An 18,196-nucleotide genomic window follows, 5' to 3' on the forward strand; every position below is an offset into this window, starting at 1 on the left:
CTCACGCCTCTCTTCCGGAGAGCTGTACGGTCACCGGCCCGGCACACACCACCGCGTCGGGCGCGACCTCCACACGGTCGCCGGCCGGGCTGCCGTCAACGGCGAGACCGAGTCGCGCGACCACGTCCACGCCGGGGACGGCCTCAAGCCGACGGGCCACGTCGGAGACGTGCACCGCCCGGCCGAACGGCCAGCCCCGGCCGTCCGGCCCGCCCCCCACCGGGTCGAGGAAGCGGTCGAGTTCGGCCCGCACCGCCGAGCGGACCACACCCGGTTCCGCCGTGTGCGCCGGACGCACCCACACCATCACCCCCACCGGCCGGTAGCGCGGCCCCTCGACCACCAGTCCGGGCACCGCGGTGGCGGGCATCCGGGCCGCGATCGCGTTGTACACCAGTCGCCGCAGCTCACCTGAGGGTGTCGGCCTGCGCGACCCGTCGCGCGGGATCACCACCAGGCGGACCGCCCCGGCACGTGCCCCACCGTGCCCGTCGACGGCTCCCAGTGCCCTGGCGTACGCCACCCCGGGACATGTCTCCGTCACGAGCGACTCGATGTCCCGCTGGGTCAGCGCCAGCCGGCGGTGCCTCAGGAGCGCGGGCCCGCGGGCGAGGACGGCGGCGTACGGCTCCGCGTCGGCGCCGCCCGCGGCCACGCACGGGTTGCTCACCCCGGAGACCCCGGCCGCACCCACCACCTGTGTGATCGCATCCGCCGCGACGTTACCGGCCCCGCCCCCGCCCGTGTGGTACGAACGCAGCACCACGTTGGCGTCGCCCCGGGGAACGGGCATGCCATGCCCGTCTCCGCCGAACAAGACGCGTCCGGAGGCGTGATCGCAGGCGAACACGCGGTCCGCCGGTCCCGCCGCGCTCAGGCTGGACACTTCGGTCCACCGCACCCAGGCCTCGACGACCCGCCCGCTGCGCGGGTCGGCCACGGTGCGCACCCGGTCCCGCCCGGAGGGCCCCAGTTCCTTCAGGAACAGCGGCAGATCGACGTCAGCACGGACACCGTCGCGCTCCCGGACCTCCAGTACGACGCCTTCGAGTACCGGCACATGCCGGCTACGGAACACCTGGCCTGCGGTCCCGTCACCGGATCCGAGCAACTCGTCGGTGACCGTGAGGGACTGACGGGCGGTGACGGCGTTGGGAGCAAGTACGGCGACAGTGGCCCGTGCCGGGTCGGCATCCGCGGGTAGCCGAGCCCGCAGCCAGGTCCGGGGGGTGCCGAACCGGGCGGGAGGCGCCATGCGCAACTCACCGCCCACGTACACCCGGGAAAGGGGACCACGCAGGGTCACCCGCTCGTCCTCCACGGCGTCCACCACCACGGCCTCGCTGCCCCGCAGATCCGACAGCACCAGCCGGTCCCCCGGGGAGAAACGGGTGGCGGCACCACGCCCCAGGAGGGTGACAGTGCGATCCTGGGCTTCGGCGACGGGCGCGCCCACCGGGCCGCCGGTACCCGGCCACTGGAGGTACACGACCCCCGAGCGGGCGAGGCCCGCCGTCATGTCCTCGTGGGCGAGCGGCACCCAGTCCGTGCCGTCGTGCCCCTCCCAGGTCAGCCGTCCCGGCGCCGGGAGCGCCCCGCTCTCGTCGAGCTGCACGTACAGACCGATCCGGTCCGCGGGCAGGTCGCCGTCGAAACCCAGGTAGATCGCCGGGGCTTCGTCCGGCAGGAGCCGGAAGAGCGGAGCGACGATCCCGCGGCTTCCGGCGGCACCCTCCCGCCAGACGTGGTCGTCGAGGACCAGGACGTGCTGTGGCGGCCCGGGAGGAGGCGTGTAGAGGTAGGAGATGTCAACGGGCTCGAGGACGGGAGGCCTGGGCTCGACGATCGGGAGCTGTCGGCTCTGCTCTCCGCTGCCCACGGTGAGGATCCGCAGGTTCGCGTAGGCGCCGGCGAACAACCGGGCCCGGAGCCAGCGACGCTCCTCGCCGGCGACGGCGACCGGGACCCAGCCCGGGGGAACGGTGAAGGTGATCGGACCCTTGCCGCCCAGGTTCTGCGGCTGCGCGCCGGTCGGCTCGGCCCCCTTCGCCAAGGGAAGCTCGCTCCAGCCGGATCCGTCGAAGAACTCCCATGCCACCTGGGGCAGACCCAATGGCGCGTTGCGGCGCTCCTCAGGCACATCGGGAGGGAGTTCGACGCCGGGTGGTGGGGCGAACAGGTCGGCCGACTCGGCGGCGGTCTCGGCGCGCTCGAGTCCGAGGGTCACCACAGCGCCCGGCCTGGCGAAGGCAGCGTCGCAGGCCAGGTGGAACACGCTGCCCAACTCGGGTGCGGGGCCGAACGGGGCGAACGCCTTGGTGGCGTCGACCGGCAGTCCCTCGACGACAGCTCGGTCGGGACGCAGTCCGCCAGGCACGCTCTGGGTACTGCCGATGAGCGTGATGTCCGCGAGTTCAGGCAGCACCAGCCCGGGCGCGGGCCGCACGGATGAGGTCAGGCGGGCACGCAACCAGTAGCAGGTGATGCCCCGCACCTCGGTGGGGCGGGCGTGGGCGGACGGGACGACCAGCGTGACCGTTCCCGACCCGGTCAGTCCGCGTGTGCCGTCACGGGAGCGCCCCGCGTCCTCGCCCCACGGGGCGAAAGCGCGCCAGGAACTCCCGTCCCACCAGCTCCACTCCAGCCGCAGCGGTACGGAAGAAGGGGTGACCAGAGTGATCCGGACGTCGACGGCGGAAGGCCCGGCGAAGGCCAGCAGGCTGTCGTGCCCCAGGTAGAACTCCCGCCGTGTACGGCGCAGCCCGCTGAAGAGGGTGAACGGTCGGCGTGCCAGCGCGTCCGCCGAGTGGTCGGCGGCGCTGTCGGAGCCCGGCAGGACGCTCCAGACCTCGGTCAGTGGCGCCGCCACCAGCCCGATGCCGGTCTCCGTCTCGAACGGCAGGGGTTCGGTCGTGCCTTCTACCGAGGCAGCACCGAGTCTCGTACCCGCGGAGACCCGGCCGCCGACGGCGCCTGGCAAGGGCTCCAGGAGTACGGGCACGGACGCCGCGCGCGGGGGAAGCGGTGCGATGCCGATCCGGTCGAGCAGCGAGGCGAGCTGCCGGTCGGGAACCGCGGTGAGCCGTTCGGCCAGCGAGGACAGCAGCGTGGCCAGCGCGTGACCGGCACCCGCCGACACCCCGTCGGCGGTCGGCTGCCACTCAGGTACCCATCCCGTCCGGCGCTGCAGGAGGGCGTCCAGGATCTCGGCACGCCCGGGTGGGGACACCGTCACCGCTGCGCCTCCTCACGCAGGAAGAAGGGATGGACGACGTTGTAGAAGGTGTTCGTCGAGCGGATCCGGTACGCCACCTCGATGTCGAGCCGGCCGGTGGCCGGGTCTGCCAGGCTCACCGTCACCTCCTGGAGGTCGATCCGGGGCTCCCAGGCGATCAGCGCCTCCTCGACCCGGTGCCGCACCAGTGCCGCCGTCGTGGCGGACACAGGCTCGAACTGCAACTCCTCCAGACCCGCGCCGAAGTCCGGCCTCATGACGCGTTCGCCGCGCCGGGTGCCGAGGATCAGGCGGATCGACTGCCGGACCTTTTCAGGTCCGGCGGCCTGTACCACGTCGCCCAGTGGATCGAACCCGACGGGAGTCCCCCAGCCGTGGCCGAGCACCGAGCCGGCCGAGCCCGCATCGGCTCCCCGGGCCGGAACGCTGTTCACCGGGTGGGCGCCCATGTCACCCGCCGATCAGCACGGTGGGACACCCGCCGGCGATCGGTGCCCCGCAGCCGGCCGTGTCGCCCTGGCGGAGGGCGGCACGGCCACCGATCAGCACGGTTGCGGAGCCCTTCGGGAAGGGGCTCGGGGGATGGGCGGCCGGCGGTGGAAAGGCACACGTGTGGACATCGCCCTGCACAGCGGCCGGGCTGCCGCCGATCAGCACCGTCGGCACGCCGGGGCCGGAGACTACTCCGGGGTGGGCGGTCTGCTCGTTCACTCGGGCTGCGAGTGGCACGTGCGGCTCCTGTCTGCTCGGGAATCGGTGCAGCGCCAGGACGGGTCAGTTGATCTTCACCATCTTTCCCTGGACGGTGCAGGTGGCCTGGGCCTTGAGCGTGACCCGGGCCGCGTCGGCGGTCACCGAGTCACGCGCGTTCACGGTGATGTCGAGGCTCTGCGCCTCCACGGACCGTTTCGCGGACAGGGTGATGGTCCCCGTGGCGCCGAGCTTGATGGACGCGGCCCCGCCGGCCACGGAGATCGTGATCCCGTCCACACCCAACTCGACGGAGTGACCCTTCTGGTGGCGCAGCACAACCTTGCCCAGAAGGTCGTCGAAGGACAGTTCGTGGCCCAGCGGCGAGCGCAGAACGCGCTTGAACCGCGCGTCGGTCGGCAGGTCCACCGGGGGCTGCGAGGCCATGCTCCACAGCCCGCCCAGCACGTAAGGCTCCCGCACATCGCCGTTGCGGAAGGCGACTAGGACCTCGTCGCCCACCTGCGGCAGACACCACACGCCGGAGCCGTCGCCGGCCACCGGAGCGCACACCCGCGCCCATGGCTCCAGACCGGGCAGCCACGCGTAGCGCACCTGGACGCGTCCCGCATGGGTCAGGTCGAGATTCTCGACCACGATCGCCGGCGCGACCCCGGTCACCCGGGGATCGGCGGACGTCGTGAGATCGTCCATGGCATCGAAGAACGGCTCGAACACGCGGGGCACCTCCAGGGCTGCGGGGCAGGTCAGGGATGGGGCGAAGGCAGGGACAATATGCCGCCCTGGACCCGGGTCGCCCCCTGGGCCGCGCGGGGAATCCCGTCGAACCAGATCTCCTTGCGCAGTTCGAAGTCCGTCCGGTAGCCGCCGGAGTCCAGGATGTGCCGGGCGGAGACCACCCGCCAGAGACCACCGAACGTCTCACCGACGCCTTCGACGCGCAGCACCCGGCCGGCCCGGATCCGTGGGTCTCCGACGCAGGAGCCCTTCGCCGTGGTCCTGCGGTTGAGCAGGGGCAGCAGCTTCCCCAGGATGACCCGGGGCGCGCCGGCGAGCGTGACCGGCTCGTCCACCAGCACCACCTCCTTGCCCTGGAGCCCCGCCGGAAGGCCGAATCCGGGCGTGATCTCGATGGCGAGTCTCTGCCGATCCCAGTCGTAGCCGACACTGACCGTCAGTTCGAGCCGCACCTCCGGGCGCCAGACACGTACCGAGATCCTCGCCACCTGCCCGACGGCGGAGACGCGCGGGGAGAACTCCCGCAGTGAACTGCCGTACCGCAGGGCGGCATCCGGGGTCAGGTACGCGCCGGGCGACATCAGCCGCAGCACGAAACCACGCGGCTCCAGATCGTGCTCCATCAGCAGCTCCCAGCCGTTCTCGGTGGCGATGCGCTGAAGGAAGTGCAGGGTGGTCTGCGAGTGCTGGTGGCGCACGACACGCTGACGCATGGTGGGGTCCTCGATCGAGCCGGCGATGTCGGCGGCGCCCAGGACGGCGGCCAGCACGGCACCGAGCCGGTCCACTGCCGGGACCAGGCCGTGCTCCAGGGCCAGGTAAGGCGCGACCAGCAGGTCGGGGACCGGCAGAACGCCGATTCGTGGCAGGGGCGCGGCGAACCAGCGGGCAGGTGAAGCACCCGCCAGCCGGGTCCGCCGGTCCTGTGCCACCACGCGGAGCGCGGGCATGCCCTCGGCGGGGAAGTCCGCCTCGGAACCGACCACTTGCCCGTGGAAGAGGGTCTGCGATTCATGGGGGGCGTACCCCAGGGCGAGACTGACCGGGGTGTCGAGGTCGAACAGCCGGTGGTCCAGCCAGCGCAACCCCTCGTTGGCGAGAGTGATCTCCAGGCGGTCGGCGCTGCTGCCCAGCCCCGTCACGCAGGAGACCTCGGTCACCGACCCGCGCAGCGTGGCGGGCGCCGGCCTCCCGCCGAAGGCCAAGCGCATCTCGGGCGCGTAGCAGGGGCCGTTCACGCGGACTCCGTGCCCGGCAGGTCGAAGACCTCACCCGTGGATCGGTCCGCATACGGAAGGCGGGGCAGGACCAGTGGCATGCCCAGGGGCAGTTGCCGGGGGTCGTCGATGTCGTTGCGCAACGCGATCGGCCGCCAGCAGGCGGCCGAACCGTACTCCCGCCAGGCGATCAGGGGCAGCGAGTCCCCCTCGGCGGTGACATACACCTTGGTGAAGTCGCTGGTCTGCCGCTTGAGTTCCTTCGCCTCCAGGTCGGTGTTGCGGTACTCGCTGAAGGTGACGGCGAGCCTGGCCCGGACCGGCACCCCACTCGGCAGGAACATCACGAACCGCTGGGTCACCCTGCTGAGCACGCTGGTGAAGGTGAGGCTGCCCCAGGTGAACAGTACGGGCGGCGGAGCGTGCAGAGTGGGGTCGATGTCCATCAGGTCGGTGACCTTCCGGACGAGCAGACGTACGTCGCTGTGGGCTTCGGCCTGGCGGTTCGCGGTGAGGGAGTCCAGGAACAGCTCCATCTCCAGGGTCTGCGCCTGGCCGTGGACGAACTGCACGACCGGCGCGCTCAGTCCCGGAACGGCCAGCTGCGCGAAGTTCGTCTCCCGGGTGACGGTGTACTCCTCCGGGTTGCACAACACATGGATCCGGTCACCGGTGACCAGGTTCGTCAGGCTGGCCCGTTCCAGCCCGGCGTGGATCCGTTTGAGTCGCGTGCGCGCCTGCGCCAGAACACCGCTGTCATCCGGCACGGCCATCACAGCCTCCCCCGGCGTTCGAACTGTGCCTGCATCCGACGGTCGATCTCCCGGGTCACCCGCTCGACGAGCCGCGGTACATCAGCCGTGGTCAGTGCGGGCGCGAAGGTCGCGGACCGGCCGGCGGCCGGGTCGAAGAACCCGGCTGGGGCGCGGGACTCCGCAGGGGCCCCGTCTCCGGCCGACCGGTGGCCTTCCGGTCCGGCCCTGCCGTCGGCGGCGGGCCGCGACCGCGTGAACACCAGCTGCAGGCGCCCCGGCGGGTGGCCGCCACACTCCACGAGACGGGTCCGGACGTCCGTGGTGGTATGCGTCGCGGCCGGGGCGCCGGCAGCGGGCCGCACCCCGGAGTGCACGACGGGTGCCGGCGGCAGCGGCTCCGCGGAGCCCGCGGCGCCGGCCGCGGAGCTCACCTGGCCGCGCCAGGCGTGCACGATGAGCGTCCGCAGCAGCGGCTCTACGGGACCCTCGGCGCCGGCCGACGGACCGGCGAGCGCCGGCCGGCCACCGGTTCGTCGCCTATCCGGCCGGGTCGCCGGGGCGGAGACCAGCCGGAGGGCGAACGGCTCGGGGGCCCCGACCGCCACCCGGGTGCGGTCCGTGGTCATGCGGCTCAGCCTGGGCGACACAGCGAACGTCCGCCCGGACGGCAGACGTTCGCAGCGGTGGCCCGGGCACACCGATGCTCCTGCGGCCTCGACGACCTCGATCCGCACCACGCCGAGGCCGGTGGCGGGACGGTCGGTCGCCATCGCACGCCGCAGGCGTGGTCGGCCGCGGTGCAACAGGGGGACGCCGGGGAACCGGGCAGCCGGACGGCGCCGGTACGGCCCGTGACCGTGCGCGGCATGCGTGTGCGCCCGGCGCAGCAGGGCGCACACCGCGGGCCTCGTCGGCAGCCCGGCTCGGTGAAGCGTCACGTCAGCATCCTTCCTGCTCGTTGATCCGCTGGTTGATCACCGACACCTGTTTCACCCATTCCCGCCGTTCCGGGTGCGGGAGGTGCATCAACTCCGCGTGCGACCAGTGGAGGTAGTAGGCGAGGAAACTCATCTCGTCCCGAAGGCGGTCGATGGGATAGCCCCGGATCCCCCCAGGCGCTCCTGGCCCGTACGGACCTCCTCCCCGCAGTGCGCGCACGCGGCGCCCGCTGCTCCGTCGACGGCGTTGACCTCGTTGTAGAGCGCCTGGAGATGGGCCAGATCCGCGGCGAAGAGGCCCTCGATGGTTTTCGGGGTGATCGTCTCCAGCCCGCCGAGCCGGATCACGACGCGGCTGAGCAGAACCACGGAGAGATACGCCGGATTGCGCTGCACTCTGGGGTCCGCCAGCGGAAGGATCTCGTCCGCGGCTGTGGCCAGCCGCATGGTGCCGTCCCGGTGCAGTGTGCCGTCCTCGCCGAGCAGCCCGACCGGGAGGGTGAAGTCGTGTTCGATCTGCAGCACTGTCAGCTCACCCTCGTCAGGCCTTCGTGCACGAGTTCAAGGGTCTCGATCGCGATGTCGCTGGATTCGGCGCTGAGGCCCGGCCCGGTGTACTTGGACGGCCAGGCGCGGACGAAGTTCCAGCGGGCGACCTCCTTGCCGCCTCTGTCGAGCAGCACCACCGAGCCGTTGCGGCGGCTGAGCTTGCCCTGGGTCACCTCGCGGTGCCAGTCGTACAGCTCGGTGTCCGTGGCCATGCCCCACTTGAGCACCAGGTTGGCGTGCTTGGTCTGACCCGGGTACTTGCGCGGCGTGGTGTTCCACCCGCCCTCCCGGTGTTCGATCACGTCGACTGTTGAGTCCATGCCCGAGACCTCGTGGAAGGAGGCCCTGGCGATGTTGTCCAGCTCGACGAGGAAGTTGAAGTTGACGTACGGATCCTGAATCTCTGCGGTGGCCACAGTCCTCTGCCTCCTCTTTCTCCGTGCTGCGCCGGCTGCTACTCGCTGACCTGTGAGCCGCCGTCCCAGATCCCGATCCGGACGACGATGAACTCAGCCGGGTACACCGGCTGAACCCCGATCTCGACGTTCAGCACGCCCTGTTTGCGAGTGGCGGGCGGATTGAGGACTTCGTCGATCCTCACGAAGAAGGCCTCCTCCTCCGTGGCTCCGAACAGGGCCCCGTCTCGCCAGACGCGGCCGAGGAACTCGGTGAGCGTGCGCTTGAGCCGATGCCACAGGCTCAGGTCGTTGGGCTCGAACACCGCGCCGCGCAGCGACTCCTGGACCGACTCCTCCAGGAAGAGGAACAGCCGGCGCACGTTGACGTACTGCCATGTGACGTCGCTGGACGTCGTACGGGCTCCCCAGACGAACGGCAGCCCCTGGCCGGGCATGATCCGAAGTGCGTTGACCCCTTGCGGGTTGAGCAGTTCCTGCTCGCTGTCCCGCAACCGCCGGTCCAGGCCCAGGGCGCCCGCGATACCGGAGTTGGCCGGTGCCTTGTGCACACCGCGCAGCTTGTCGGTGCTGGCGTAGATGCCGGCGATGTGTCCGGACGGGGGCTGCGCGACGACGCGGCCTCGCGCCGGATCCCGCACCTGGAGCCAGGGGTAGTAGAGCGCCGCGAAGCCCTTGTCCAGCTTGCCCGTCAGGCGCTCGCGCTGCTTCGTGGCCGCCGTCGGCTCGATCCCCTGCGCGCAGTCCAGAATCGCGAACCTGTCGTGCAGCGCCTCGCAGTGCAGCACGACCGCCTGCTGGGCCTCGAGCCCGCAGCCCGGGGCGATGACCAGGCTGATCTCGTCGATCGGTTCGAGGAGTGTCAGCTGTTTCTGCATGCCCTCGGGGGTGTTGAGTTCGCTCCATGTCGTGGCCGGATCGTCCGGTGCGTCGCCGCCCAGCGTGAACGCTCCCGCCCGCGGCCGCGGGTCGACGGCCGCCGGCGCCGGTACCTCGGCCGGCTCGATCCGCAGGTATCCGCTGTCCACCGTGGGGCCGCCCCACCAGCGTGGGTGGGTGGGGGAGGTGGACAGCCTCCGGAAGGTGACCGGATCGCCACCATCCGGTGCGGCCACGGTCAGGTCGAACTCGGCGGTACTCAGCTGCGCCTCGGGTCTGAAGTCCTGTGTCAGGGGCTTGGTGAGCCGCACGCCGTCGCCGCTCGTCTCGGCGACGACCGCCCACTCGTGAACCGTGCCGTCGTCCAGCAGCACCACCGATCCTCGGGGCACCAACGCCCGCAGCGCGAGGCCGACGGGTACGTTCAGCCGTACGACGCTGTCGCCCGTCTTCGGTGCGGCCGTCGTCACGGTGCCGCCCGCGAAGTCGGTCGAGCCGGGCAGGGCGGCAGCCAGCTCGATGACGTTCGGTGCCTCGATCCGGCGTACCACAGCGGCAAGAGTCTCCGCGTCCTTCGTCACCTCGACGTTGTCGCCTTGCGTGAATGAGCCGGGGTTGTCGACGGTGATCCTGCGGCGGGTGGGGTCGATCTGGGTGATGGCCGCGGCGTCGCGGAGAAGCCCGAGTCCCGTCTGCTCCTTCGGCAGCGCTTCCTTGAGCGCACTCACGTCCGTGATCTCCACCGACCCGCCGCGCCCTTCGGTGCCGGTGTTCAGGGCCACTGCCCGCCCGGCGGGGGAGCCGCCCTGCTCGCGGCCCGGGAGGTCGGCGAACGCGGGAGTCGCCTTGCCCGCGCGCAGTACGAAGCACTGCGTGCCGCCGTTGCGGAAGAAGCCCTCCACGGCGAGCGGAAGGTAGAAGGGGGTTCCGGCGCCGTCCACCGGCCCGCCGAAGGTCTGTGTGAAGGCATCCAGGCTGCCGACGAACGTGGGCCGTCCGGTCGGGCCGTCCGCACACAGCCCGACGAAGGCGGCGATGCTCGTGGACACACCCCGGATGGGTGAGGGGGGTTCGGTCTCCACGACGGTGACCCCGGGGGCAGTGGGGGTGGGCATGCGCATGTCCTTTCAGGGGGTGTTTCCGACGTGTGGATCCCCGCTCCACTCCACAGGCACGTCACAGCCTCCGTGTCTCGACGAGGCCGTTGGGCAGCAGGCCGTAGGCGGCATTGACCGTCCGGACCATGCCGCCGGCGGCGACGTCCGGCTCGGGCACAGGGACCGTCACGGTCACTGGCACCACCGGTTTCCAGGCCGCGGGGCGGCCTATGGTGCCCCAGAACTCGGCGAGCTTCGTGAAGCCGTCGACCGGAAGGACGTCGACGGGCAACGAGCGCTCCCGCAGGGACGCCGGTACACCGTCCAGTTGCTGTGGTGTCAGCACCGCTGCCGGCACGAGTGGCCTGGCCGCAATCAGGGCGCTCACCACCGCTCCAAGCATCGAGTGCTCCTGCTCGGTGGCGGCCACCTGAGGCGAATCCCGTGCCGCGTTCCAGGCGGATACGAGATAAAGGCAGCGTACGTGGACGGGCGCGCCGGAGTGGGTGCCCGAGGCGGTGCTCGCGTGGGTGCTCTGCCGAACTCGACGGTCTTCTCGCAGATCGACGAGGTAGCAGTTCACGAACACCCCCTGAGCCGCACCGACCTGCCGCCGCCAGTCTTCGTCGGGCGGCTGGAAGCCGATCTGCACGCTGCCCAGCCCAGGGACGCGCGTCAGCAGCGTCTGTCGGATGACGAGGTCGAGGACGTCGATCATCCGTCCCCCTCACGGGTTTCGCTGCCGACCGGCCAGTGGTGGGTGATCGCGGCCGTCCGGTCGGCCGTTGTCCTCACCTCGGGCTCGGAGGGGACCTCGACGTCGGCCGGTGATGCCCCCAAGGCCTGCCGGAACGGCCCCCGTACGCCGACGGGCACGGGCAGCGCGTGTTCGTCGTGCAGGCGCTGATCGACCAGCGCTCGGAAGGTCCCGTCTCGTGGAGGTGTGTCGCCTGGCATCAGACGTCACCTCGCGGCGCGAGGTCCTTCCTCGTCTGGCCGAACTTGTCGTACTCGCGCTCCACGGCCCGCAGCATGGTCTCGTGGTCGACGACGCCGCTGCCGGCCACTGCCAGATGCGCGGCGGTGACGACCACGTTGCAGATGTGACCTCCGGAGAGCGGATAGCGCTCAGCGAGCACGGCGAAGTCGAGATCGGGTGCGTGCGGCAGGCCATCGGGCCACACCGCCCGCCAGATCCTTTCCCGCTCGGCAGGTTCAGGGAAGGGAAAGTGGACGACGAACGACAGCCGCCTGCTGAAGGCCTCGTCCAGGTGGTGCTGCAGGTTCGTGGCCAGCACTGCCAAGCCGTCGTAGTTCTCCATCCGCTGCAGCAGGTAGGCCACCTCAAGGTTCGCGTACCGGTCCCGCGCGTCCTGTACCTCGCTGCGCTTGCCGAAGAGGGCGTCGGCCTCATCGAAGAGGAGGACCGCGTTCGCGCGTTCGGCGGCGGTGAAGACCGCGTCGAGATTGCGTTCCGTCTCGCCGATGTACTTGGAGACCACCGATGCCAGGTCGACACGGTACAGGGGGTGACCGATGTCCCCCGCGAGGAGCCGTGCGGCAAGGGTCTTGCCGGTACCGCTCGGCCCCGCGAAGAGAACGGAGATGCCCCGGCCGACGGAGTCGGGAAGCCGAAACCCCTCGAGTACCCGTCTCCGCGACGCCACATGAGAGCGTACGTCGTGCAGGCGCTCGATCACAGCCGGAGGCAGCACCAGGGAAGTCCACTCGGCCGTGGCCGGCAGCCGCGTCGCCAGTCGGTCCAGGGGACCGGCGGTCACCAAGGTCGCCACCTCGCACACGTCCGCGGCGGTCACCGTCAGAGCAGCACCCCTGTGGTGGGAGGCGTTCGCGCGGGCGGCCAGCACCTCGACCAGCCGACGCTGTTCGAGCCCGGACAACCGCGCCCACTCGCCGAGCGGTGTGGAACCGGCCCCGGCGTCGAGAAGAACTCCCTGACGGAGGAGCGCCGCCGCGAGCCCCGGACCGGCCGGATCGACGGGGGAAGGGCGGACGCCGATCGAGGCGACGCCTACCGGGCTGGCAGGCGGCACCACCGGAGGCAGCGACCGCGCCCTGCCGATGACCACGGCGTGCGGGAACAGATCCCACGCAGGGGCGGGAGGAGCGGCGTCGGCTGAGGCGTCGACCACCAGGACCGCTTCGCGCAGCAGCGCCTGCGCCGCCAGCCGGCGGGTGGTAGCGGGGTCGTTCAGCGCCTCGGCCTCCACCCGCAGCACCGGACGCCCGGCGCGTGAGGCACTCCACCAAGCCACGTCCAGGCAGGCGCCGGGATGAGGGCCGTACAGGTGGGCGAGCGCCGGAGTCCGCCCGCCGAGCAGACGCTGCAACGCCTCGACAGCCCCCTGGTCAACCGGTTCCGGCGGGACGTACCTCTCCGCTGCCGCGATGGTGGCGAGATCATCAGGTAGTTCCCAGACTCCGAACATCCAGCGCAGCAAGTCGCTCGACGCACGGATGGACGCGCGGTGGGAGCAGGCGTCGGCGGCGCCGTCGACGAGCATGTCCAGCAGCCCTGCCCGCACCAGCCGGGAACCGGGGCCCAACCGCACCGCTACGACATCTCCCTCGGCGTCGCTGCCGCAGCACAGGCGAGCCACCAGATTCACCGTCGGGTAGGGGAACCCGGGATTCCCGCTGCCGCCGTCGCGTAGCCAGGCGATGCTCCGGCCGAACACGGGGTCCAGGTCCGGCGCGACCGCCAGGGAGAGTGTGCAGAGGTCGAAGTCGTCGAACCCCTGGTGCCGGAGAGGCGCGGCCACATGGTCGGGCACAGGGGACGGAGAGGTGATGCCGACCGGCGCACGCGGGGTGGTGAGCGCGGCGACGACATGGCTGTGCGACGGGTACAGCCGATCCAGCGGTCCGGACTCGGAACCGTCCCCGCTCGGTGGGCCCGCGCTCTCGACGGCGCGCCGAAGCACGTCGGTGACCCATTGCCGGAGTGCCGAGAGATCCGGCAGGGGCCGGGTGTCTGGGAAGGTCACAGAGGCATGGCTACCGTGCGGCACGCAGGCCGCCACCCACCTGCGTGGTGGAAATCCGCCGAGCGGAGGGGGGAGACGGAGTCCATCCCTCTCCGCCTTCTCTCCTCCTCCACTCAGCCTGGCGGCCCATCGCGGCCCGACCGGCGCAGGACTCGCACGGCGGCCTCCCGGTGGGTGACTCCCAGCTTGTGCAACACCGCGTGGACGTGGGACTTGACCGTCGCCTTCCCGATGACCAGCCGTTCACCGATCTGCTGGTTGGACAGTCCCTCGGCGATGAGGAACAGCACCTCGCGCTCACGGGCGGTCAACGAGCCCGGGAGGTCCTCACGCAGTCGGCTGACAGCCGGATGGGGATCCCGTATGCGCTGGAGCAGCCATGCCGCGATCCGTGGCGGACAGGGCGCTTCCCCGCGCACCACCGCGGAGATGGCGCCCACCACATCCTGGAGAGAGTGCTCTGTGTCGATGAACCCAGCCACTCCTGCCTCGGCAGCGGCGATGACATTCTCGCGCATGATCCGGGTGTCCTCTACACCGAGCGCGATGATGCGAGTGGCAGGCGTGTGGTGCGTGATCGCCTGAACGGCAGCGAGGCCGTTCTGTACGGCTAGGTCAAGGAGCAGGACCGAGGGCTGGAGGCGGGCCGCGGCCGAGACGGCTTCCGCCGCGGTGCCACCGCTGCCGACGAGCGAAAGTGTGGGGTCGGACCTGAGGGCCTGGAGGGTTGCCTCGCGGTACACCCTGACAGGGGCGATGAGGAGTACATCGATCACACCGACTTGAGGGTAGCTGTGCTGCAGCCTGTGAGAGAACAACCCGCCCAGGCGTGTTGCCACCTCCGAACGGGCGCAGGACCGGCTGTACTCGATGCACATGTCCGCAGTGGTTCGTCACCCGATTGCCGGCGTGGATCGCCCGGCGGGCGCCGCGGCCGGAGATGCCGGACGCGCCGCTGGTCAGGTCCTCGCGGAGGGCGGTGAGGGTTTCCACGGTGGTGCAGGCGGTTTCGCCGTCGTACCTCATCGGCAGCGTCTCCCGGCTTCCGGCCGTCCGTGTGGGCGGAGCGGTTCGAGCAGCTGCATCGTGAGGCCGTGGATGCCGGCCTTGCTCCGGTCGACGGACTGGTCGAAGCGCTTGACGAGGTCACGTTGCCGACGTGTGTGGCTTCCAGTGGCTCCCACGAGAAGATGCGGCACACCTTGGGCCGCGTGGGCCTGTACGCGCGTTTCCAGGGCCGTATCCACAGTGCCGCGGAAGTGGCGCGGGGCAAGCCCGCTCCTGACTTGTTCCTCTACGCCGCCGAGCGCATGGGCGTCGCTCCGGCCGCGTGTGTGGTGGTCGAGGACGGCCGCCCCGGGGTCCAGGCCGCCCGCGCAGCCGGCATGCGAGCCCTCGGCTACGCCGGCGGGCTCACTCCGGCCGAACACCTCGAGGGTCCCGGCACTGTCGTCTTCCACGACATGCGCCAGTTGCCTGCCCTGCTGCGCGCGATGTGACGCAGGACTCCTGTCGTGTCCCTCCGGCAGGAGAACCGTCTGCTGCCCGGCTGCTTCACCTCACGGGTTTTTCGAGCAGCGTGAAGGACTTGGTGGCGCCGCCCGGCTGGGGTTTGTCTTCCGTGTGGCCGACGACCTGGTAGCCGGCGTCAACGTAGTACGCGGTCAGACGGTCGTTGCCGGCCAGGCAGTCGAGGCGGGTCAGCGTACGGCCCACCTCGGCCACGCGCCGCTCGGCGGCCCGCAGAAGCAGCCGTCCCGTTCCCGGCGGGGCGGCGGCATGGTCCACCATCAGGCGATGCACATAGCCGGCCGTCGGGGGCTGCGGGCCCCAGGCGTCCGGATCCTCCCACCACAGTTCCCAGGCCCCGACCGTACGACCACTGACTTCCGCGACCCAGACCTCTCCGTCCTGCATGATCCGGCGGAAGTGGTCTTCGCCCAGCTCGCCGGGCTGCCACTGGCCGGTGGTGCCCCGGGAGTTCATCCATCGGGCGGCATCGTCACGCAGGCGTACGAGGGCGGAAAGGTCGGCGCCCGCAGCCGGGCGGAAACGTAGATCATCCACCCCCCGATCCTGTCATGGCAGCCCGGTGCTGCTTCCTGTGGGCGGGTGCGCTTGCGGCTGACTCGCCGGCAACCAGTGGGCGGTTGCTGCCGTTGGGGCGAACCGCCCGGGTCTGCCGGGGAGTTGACGACAGCCGGGGCAGAAGCAGGAGACGAGACCCATGTCCACGAACACCGCGTCGTGGCCCGATGACCGTCGGAAGCGGGTGCCGCTGTCCGGGCGTGGCCGTCACCAGTGCCTGGTACGAGGCGGGGCCCGGTGCGGTCGGGGCGCAGGGCGGCGGTCTCGGGGAGCGGAGCCTGGGGGCAGGATGCCGCAAGGACGGTTCGGGCGGTGCCGAACTACTCGGGCCCTAGCGTCGGGGTCATGACGCACACCATGCATGAGATCGACCGGTACGAGGACGTGTGGGCGGCGCTCGCCGATCCGGCGCTTGTGCCTGAGTTGCCGACTGCGGACGACGGTCCGGTGGGGGCGAGTGTCGCCTGGCTGCGTGCCACCGTGGCCCGGTTCAGTTCTGGGGAGCCGCACCGGCGGCGTCGGGCTCTGGTGGAGGACGAACTGGCCCGGCTGGAGCCGGCCTCGCTGTGGCGGACGGCGGCGGCAGCGCCAGAGCAGGAGGTCCGGCTGCGGGTGGTGCGCACCCTCGCCGAAGCTCTGGGGATACCGGAGGCCGGAGCAGTCGCCGAGGCGGTGACCGTGGTGGCCAGGGTCTACTTCGGGGGTACGGACGCGGCCGCGGACGAGGCGGTGGCCGGGCTGGTGGCGCGACTGGCGCCCGAGCACGCGGATGAGGCCGCCCTGGAGTCCGTCGCCAACCGCATCGGGGTGCTGGTACAGGCATGCGAGGCGACGGCTGCGCTGGTGCAGGCCGCGGCCGGCGGCGACGCTCCGCCGGCCCGGGTGCTTCGGGAAGTGCCGCCGGTCCGGACCATGCGCCGGGTCGCCGCCCGGGCCACCCGGGTCGCCGGCCGTGAGATCGCCGAGGGCGATGTGGTGCTCCTGGATGTCGTGGGCGCCCAGCGCGCGCACCCCGTGCCGCTCACCTTCGGCGCGCCGCCGCGGGTCTGCCCCGGCCGGGCCCATGCCCTCGCCCTGGCCGGGGGTTTGCTCCAGCGCCGACTGACCGACTTCGCCCGCCTGCACCACCAGGCCGCCCCGCTGCTGCTGCCCAATGCCTGGGACTATGCCTCCGCGGCGGCTCTGGCAGCCCAGGGCTTCCAGGCGATCGGCACCACCAGCCTCGGCGTGGCCGCGGCCGCCGGACTGCCGGACGGGGCGGCCGCCACCGCCGACGCGACCCTGGCCCTGGCCCGACGACTCGGACGCGGTTCCTTCCTGTTCACGGTCGACGCCGAAGGAGGCTTCAGCGAGGCCCCAAAGGACGTGGCCGAGCTGGCCCGAAGGCTCCACGACGCAGGGGCCGCGGGTATCAACCTCGAAGACGGCCGCCCGGACGGCACGCTGGCCCCTGTGGACGTGCAGGCCGCGAAGATCGCCGCCGTCAGGGCCGCCGCGCCGGGGCTGTTCGTGAACGCCCGCACAGACACCCACTGGCTGGGGCGCCAGGAGGACGAGACCGCCCTCCGCCTCGCCGTCTACGAACAGGCCGGCGCGGACGGCGTGTTCGTGCCCGGGCTGTCGGACCCGGACGGAATCGCCGCCCTGACGGCGACCCTCACCGTCCCGCTGAACATCCTGTACACGCAGACCGGACCCACCCTCGCCGAGCTGGCCGCACTGGGCGTGCGCCGGGTCAGCCTCGGCTCGCTGCTCTACCGCAGAGCCCTGGCGGCGGCCGTGACCACCGCCACCACCGTCCGAGACGGCCGCCCAGCGGATCTCGGGACACCCACCTACGCGGAAGTACAGGCGTTGGGGGTGCCTGATGAGAGGGCGCAGAGGCATGTCGGTGTCTGCCGGTGGTGAGCTTGCTGCGCCGGGCCCAGGTGCTGGGAAAAAGCCTCCGGATACCTGTCACATCTTGAAGAGCCGGTCCGTCAGTGCGGTGAAGCAGCCGACCAGGCCGATATGAAGGAGCACAGCCATGACGGACCCCTCGATCTCCCGGATGCCGAACCCGGCCGAGTTCGTGCCCGAGCTGAACGACATCAGTGCTGCTCTCTTCAGGGCCACGGGCAATCGCTCAGTGCCGCGCGTCACCGCCGTGTCCTCGTGGCAGGACGCTCCATACTTCAGCGATGCCGAACGTGCCGCCCTGGCCTTGGTCGAGGCCACCCTCCAGCCCGCTGCGCACGGCAGGGAGCGCGTTTCCGGCGAACTGTACGCCGAGGTGGCGAAGCACTACGACCGTCAGCTCCCTCGCGGACGAGCAGTGGGACTGACCCAGCGCGGGTGCGGGGGGTGGGCGAGTTCACCTCGCAAATAATTCTCCCTTTGGGATTCACAAAGTATTCATATGAGGTGAAATTCGGCCCTCTATGGATGATTCGGGGACGCGGTCGCGCCCGTGCGGGTAGAAATTCCACGTCGCCTCTGCGTGCCGCGACCTGCGCAAACAGAGGCCTCTCGGGTCTGTGTGCGACTCCCGGATCTGTGTACAGAAGGCGCTTCCTGCCATTACCA

The 18,196-nt window shown here is 71.2% G+C and carries 18 protein-coding genes and 2 pseudogenes; 3 read left to right on the top strand and 17 right to left on the bottom strand.

The features are described from left to right. Position 1: 1 nt before the first annotated feature. The 15 genes from ACZ7GZ_RS32660 to ACZ7GZ_RS32730 all read right to left on the bottom strand — a co-directional run bounded on the left by ACZ7GZ_RS32660 (position 2) and on the right by ACZ7GZ_RS32730 (position 14,319). Complete coding sequence (locus ACZ7GZ_RS32660; protein WP_471029735.1) at positions 2 to 3,235, bottom strand: hypothetical protein; 3,234 nt, start codon at positions 3,233 to 3,235, stop codon at positions 2 to 4. Continuing rightward, on the bottom strand, positions 3,232 to 3,684 hold the full coding sequence (locus ACZ7GZ_RS32665) for a GPW/gp25 family protein (protein ID WP_471029737.1): 453 nt from the start codon (positions 3,682 to 3,684) through the stop codon (positions 3,232 to 3,234). Before ACZ7GZ_RS32665 ends, ACZ7GZ_RS32660 begins: the two co-directional genes overlap by 4 nt. A 1-nt stretch (position 3,685) precedes the next feature. Next, positions 3,686 to 3,964, bottom strand: a complete 279-nt coding sequence (locus ACZ7GZ_RS32670) for a PAAR domain-containing protein (RefSeq protein ID WP_471029738.1) — start codon at positions 3,962 to 3,964, stop codon at positions 3,686 to 3,688. Between the two features lie 45 nt (positions 3,965 to 4,009). Continuing rightward, the gene (locus ACZ7GZ_RS32675; RefSeq protein ID WP_471029739.1) at positions 4,010 to 4,663 is read right to left on the bottom strand and encodes a phage baseplate assembly protein V; all 654 of its coding nucleotides are present in this window, start codon (positions 4,661 to 4,663) and stop codon (positions 4,010 to 4,012) included. Between the two features lie 29 nt (positions 4,664 to 4,692). Then, entirely contained in the window at positions 4,693 to 5,922 is a 1,230-nt protein-coding gene (locus ACZ7GZ_RS32680) for a phage late control D family protein (RefSeq protein ID WP_471029741.1), read from the bottom strand. After that, on the bottom strand, positions 5,919 to 6,674 hold the full coding sequence (locus tag ACZ7GZ_RS32685) for a CIS tube protein (RefSeq protein WP_471029743.1): 756 nt from the start codon (positions 6,672 to 6,674) through the stop codon (positions 5,919 to 5,921). Before ACZ7GZ_RS32685 ends, ACZ7GZ_RS32680 begins: the two co-directional genes overlap by 4 nt. Further along, positions 6,674 to 7,594 (bottom strand): hypothetical protein, encoded by a 921-nt coding sequence (locus ACZ7GZ_RS32690; protein ID WP_471029746.1) that lies wholly within the window; start codon positions 7,592 to 7,594, stop codon positions 6,674 to 6,676. The genes ACZ7GZ_RS32685 and ACZ7GZ_RS32690 overlap by 1 nt, the downstream gene beginning before the upstream one ends. 1 nt (position 7,595) lies before the next feature. Continuing rightward, positions 7,596 to 7,727 carry a DUF6760 family protein gene (locus tag ACZ7GZ_RS32695; protein ID WP_471029749.1) on the bottom strand — a complete coding sequence of 44 codons (132 nt, stop codon included), beginning with the start codon at positions 7,725 to 7,727 and terminating at the stop codon, positions 7,596 to 7,598. Continuing rightward, entirely contained in the window at positions 7,724 to 8,119 is a 396-nt protein-coding gene (locus ACZ7GZ_RS32700; RefSeq protein WP_471029750.1) for a hypothetical protein, read from the bottom strand. Before ACZ7GZ_RS32700 ends, ACZ7GZ_RS32695 begins: the two co-directional genes overlap by 4 nt. A gap of 2 nt (positions 8,120 to 8,121) precedes the next feature. Then, positions 8,122 to 8,559, bottom strand: coding sequence for a phage tail protein (locus tag ACZ7GZ_RS32705; RefSeq protein ID WP_471029751.1), 438 nt, complete (start codon positions 8,557 to 8,559; stop codon positions 8,122 to 8,124). Positions 8,560 to 8,597: 38 nt separating this feature from the next. Beyond that, on the bottom strand, positions 8,598 to 10,553 hold the full coding sequence (locus tag ACZ7GZ_RS32710; protein WP_471029753.1) for a phage tail sheath subtilisin-like domain-containing protein: 1,956 nt from the start codon (positions 10,551 to 10,553) through the stop codon (positions 8,598 to 8,600). Between the two features lie 61 nt (positions 10,554 to 10,614). Continuing rightward, on the bottom strand, positions 10,615 to 11,253 hold the full coding sequence (locus ACZ7GZ_RS32715) for a Pvc16 family protein (protein WP_471029754.1): 639 nt from the start codon (positions 11,251 to 11,253) through the stop codon (positions 10,615 to 10,617). Further along, positions 11,250 to 11,492: a hypothetical protein gene (locus ACZ7GZ_RS32720; protein ID WP_471029756.1), complete on the bottom strand. Its 243-nt coding sequence runs from the start codon at positions 11,490 to 11,492 to the stop codon at positions 11,250 to 11,252. Before ACZ7GZ_RS32720 ends, ACZ7GZ_RS32715 begins: the two co-directional genes overlap by 4 nt. Then, positions 11,492 to 13,543 carry an ATP-binding protein gene (locus tag ACZ7GZ_RS32725; protein ID WP_471029757.1) on the bottom strand — a complete coding sequence of 684 codons (2,052 nt, stop codon included), beginning with the start codon at positions 13,541 to 13,543 and terminating at the stop codon, positions 11,492 to 11,494. The genes ACZ7GZ_RS32720 and ACZ7GZ_RS32725 overlap by 1 nt, the downstream gene beginning before the upstream one ends. 113 nt (positions 13,544 to 13,656) lie before the next feature. Continuing rightward, a complete protein-coding gene (locus tag ACZ7GZ_RS32730; protein WP_471029759.1) occupies positions 13,657 to 14,319 on the bottom strand; it encodes a LuxR C-terminal-related transcriptional regulator in 663 nt (220 codons plus the stop codon). Between the two features lie 273 nt (positions 14,320 to 14,592). On the opposite strand from ACZ7GZ_RS32730, the pseudogene ACZ7GZ_RS32735 reads away from it, so the two are divergent. Next, positions 14,593 to 15,042: pseudogene (locus ACZ7GZ_RS32735) on the top strand (HAD family hydrolase); the annotation flags it as partial. 55 nt (positions 15,043 to 15,097) lie between these two features. Here ACZ7GZ_RS32735 and ACZ7GZ_RS32740 read toward each other — a convergent pair. Next, positions 15,098 to 15,610, bottom strand: coding sequence for a GNAT family N-acetyltransferase (locus ACZ7GZ_RS32740; protein ID WP_471029761.1), 513 nt, complete (start codon positions 15,608 to 15,610; stop codon positions 15,098 to 15,100). A gap of 366 nt (positions 15,611 to 15,976) precedes the next feature. Between ACZ7GZ_RS32740 and ACZ7GZ_RS32745 the strand changes: the two genes are divergently transcribed. Further along, the gene (locus ACZ7GZ_RS32745) at positions 15,977 to 17,539 is read left to right on the top strand and encodes an isocitrate lyase/phosphoenolpyruvate mutase family protein (protein WP_471029763.1); all 1,563 of its coding nucleotides are present in this window, start codon (positions 15,977 to 15,979) and stop codon (positions 17,537 to 17,539) included. Between the two features lie 48 nt (positions 17,540 to 17,587). On the opposite strand, the gene ACZ7GZ_RS32750 is transcribed toward ACZ7GZ_RS32745, so the two are convergent. Continuing rightward, positions 17,588 to 17,722 (bottom strand): hypothetical protein, encoded by a 135-nt coding sequence (locus ACZ7GZ_RS32750; protein ID WP_471029782.1) that lies wholly within the window; start codon positions 17,720 to 17,722, stop codon positions 17,588 to 17,590. Between ACZ7GZ_RS32750 and ACZ7GZ_RS32755 the strand changes: the two are divergent. Beyond that, positions 17,658 to 17,921 (top strand): annotated as a pseudogene (locus tag ACZ7GZ_RS32755) (carboxymuconolactone decarboxylase family protein); the annotation flags it as partial. The gene ACZ7GZ_RS32750 and the pseudogene ACZ7GZ_RS32755 overlap by 65 nt on opposite strands. Positions 17,922 to 18,196: the final 275 nt, after the last annotated feature.

It is taken from the genome of Streptomyces sp. NPDC037288 (assembly GCF_055603265.1).